Annotated in this window: 2 protein-coding genes; both read right to left on the bottom strand. The window is 58.9% G+C overall.

The window, feature by feature from the left end:
* Positions 1–146: 146 nt before the first annotated feature.
* Entirely contained in the window at positions 147–875 is a 729-nt protein-coding gene (locus FJV41_RS52930; RefSeq protein WP_181791509.1) for an SMI1/KNR4 family protein, read from the bottom strand.
* Positions 876–878: 3 nt separating this feature from the next.
* Positions 879–2,204 (bottom strand): DUF4150 domain-containing protein, encoded by a 1,326-nt coding sequence (locus FJV41_RS48775; protein WP_141649454.1) that lies wholly within the window; start codon positions 2,202–2,204, stop codon positions 879–881.
* Positions 2,205–2,350 lie beyond the last annotated feature (146 nt).

The following is a 2,350-nucleotide window of genomic DNA, read 5'->3' as shown; positions in this document are numbered from 1 at the left end:
GGCCTGCGCCGAGGCACCGCTACCAACGAGCGTCAGGCAGGCGAGGAAGAGCCTGAGCCAGCGCAGGAGGTGGGAGGGGTGCCCGTGCATTCCGGCTCAACATCGCCATGGGGTGGGGAGAGTCAAGTTGGCGGAGGCGGGCGGGTTCACCAGGTGGACCTCTTGAGGTCTGTGTTGTCCTCGATGAGTGCCTGGAAATGCCTGAGCTGCTCGGCGCTGTGCATGCCCACGCGAATGTCGAAAGTGGAGTCATCGGGAGGGCGGTAGAGCCGAATGGCGGCGTCATCCCGTTCGAAGAGCATGCTGTAGCGAGGGTAGGGCAGTCGCTCGAATCCCGTCTTCTCAAGGATGCGGGCGAGGTCCTCGACTGTGCTGGCCTGGAGGTCTTTCCCACGATGGTAGCGCGCTTGATGGGGGAAGTTCGGCAGATGGACGTATTCCATGGCCCAGAGGAAGAGCATCTCCCGGAAGCTCACGAAGTCTCGATGCAGCTTTCTCTGTGGATGCTCACCGAAGGGCATGCGCACCACCTGGTAGTCGCCATCCTCTGATGGGGATTCCAGGTCGAGCCAGTATGGCGTGGGCGCCAACGGGTCTGGATCCCCGAAGATGAAGAGGAACGTCCTCGGAGGCAGCTCGCTTTGAGGAGAAAGTCGGTACAGCTCGGCGACATTCAGGAGAGGATCGTATGAGCGAACATGGGCGAGAAGCGGACCGCCGCTGACGCCCATGCTTCTAGCGAATTCCCGATAGGGGACCGGAAGCGGTTGGCCAAAGACCTCTTCAAGTTCATCAATCAACCAGTCGGGGTATCCTTCAATCCGGTCTTGGTATCCAGGAGAGAAGCGCTCGAGAAGTGTTATCAGTTTGTCCATGGCTCAAGCGCATTCTTTGTGGTTGTGGCAGAGCATCTCAGGGGTGAGTTTTTGACAGGCATCGCACGATGGAACTGACTCACCATGGCTGAACTCGCCCTTGACTTGCCGTGTCGCTTGCTCATCGGTTCGGCTGTATTCCACGCTGACTGTGAGGGGAAGAAAAGGGGAGAAGTAGCGCTCGGACATTGCACGGAGCTTGTGGCCGTTGGAGCCTCCTGCTTGGAGAAGCTTGGGTGCGGCGCACTCCCATTTGTCGCGGCCCAGTCGTTTCATCTCCCCAATTTGATGTTCACTGGTCTGGAATCCTTCGACGAGCTCGAAGGGAGTGGCTGCCACTGCCTCCCGGAAACCGGTCGAGGCCTGCCCAGAGCAAGACGTCAACATTCGTGGATTTTGAGGACATTTGCAGAGACATGAACCAACCATGTAGCCCTCGACGAACGTGTTGAATTTTTCGTCGTGACGTAGCACAGGCCTCATCTTCTTGAGCTGGTCATTGGTTTCATGCATCTCCTGTTGGACCGCTTGCGTTAATTTCAGGTCTTCGGCTCTTTTCTCCTTCAGGGCTTTTTCGGCGACCTTAAGGTCGTTTTGGACAAGGATAAGATTGTTCTTGATTGCCGAGATGTCGTTTCCTGCTGGAGACTTGAGTTGAAGTAGGAGTTCTTCCTTCTTCTTTATTTGGGGAGCCAGCATCTTGCTTGCGTCTCTGGCTTCTTGAAGAGACTTTTGTTCGGCGGCTTTTCGGCCCTCTCTCAATCGGAGATATTTCTCGATGAGGGGCCGTTGCTCATGAAGCCTCCGAATGAGTTCAGTGAAAACCAGCTCTATGTTGGCGACGGCTTCGCCCGTCTCGTGGACACGGTGACTCTCTGTCGACTTGCCGCACGCGGTGCACTCCGCGTCGTCACCATAGGCCCAGGCGGTGCGCCCGTCGGAGATGAAGGTGGTGTTGTACGTGTTCCCGTTGTGCAGGGTGACGTCGAGGTAGCGGACCACGCCCTTTCCCTCCACCTTCACGTCCACGCTGCCGCTGCCCCAGGCCATCTTCCCCTTGAACTTGGAGGAGATGAGGCCTCCCGCTGTCCCCGGCTCGTCACCCGAACTCGTGCTCAGCTCCGAACTCGTCAGCGCCACGGGGTGGCCCTCAATCGTGACGCTCGTGCTCCCCTTCGTGAGCATCGAGTCCTGCGCTGAGTTGACGAAGGGCGTCGGCACAGGTCCTCCCGGTGTCGGCACCTTACAAACATCGGGCGCCGCCGAGGTGTGCGTGTTGCCGTCACCCTTGTGGAGAATCGAACGGCCATTCGCGTAGACGCGACCCATGGTTCCTCCTCTTCACGACTTCGGAATCATCTCCACCACGCACGCCCCCACACGCCCCCCGTCCCCACTCCCATAGATGAGCGTCCTCCGCGCCGCGGGCTCCCTCCACCTCGCTCGGTGCAAGGCCACGCCCAACATCACAGGTC

Source organism: Myxococcus llanfairpwllgwyngyllgogerychwyrndrobwllllantysiliogogogochensis (genome assembly GCF_006636215.1).
Classification (GTDB): Bacteria; Myxococcota; Myxococcia; order Myxococcales; family Myxococcaceae; genus Myxococcus; species Myxococcus llanfairpwllgwyngyllgogerychwyrndrobwllllantysiliogogogochensis.
Note: the sequence above shows the minus strand (reverse complement) of the source record. Positions and strands in the feature narration are given on the sequence as shown.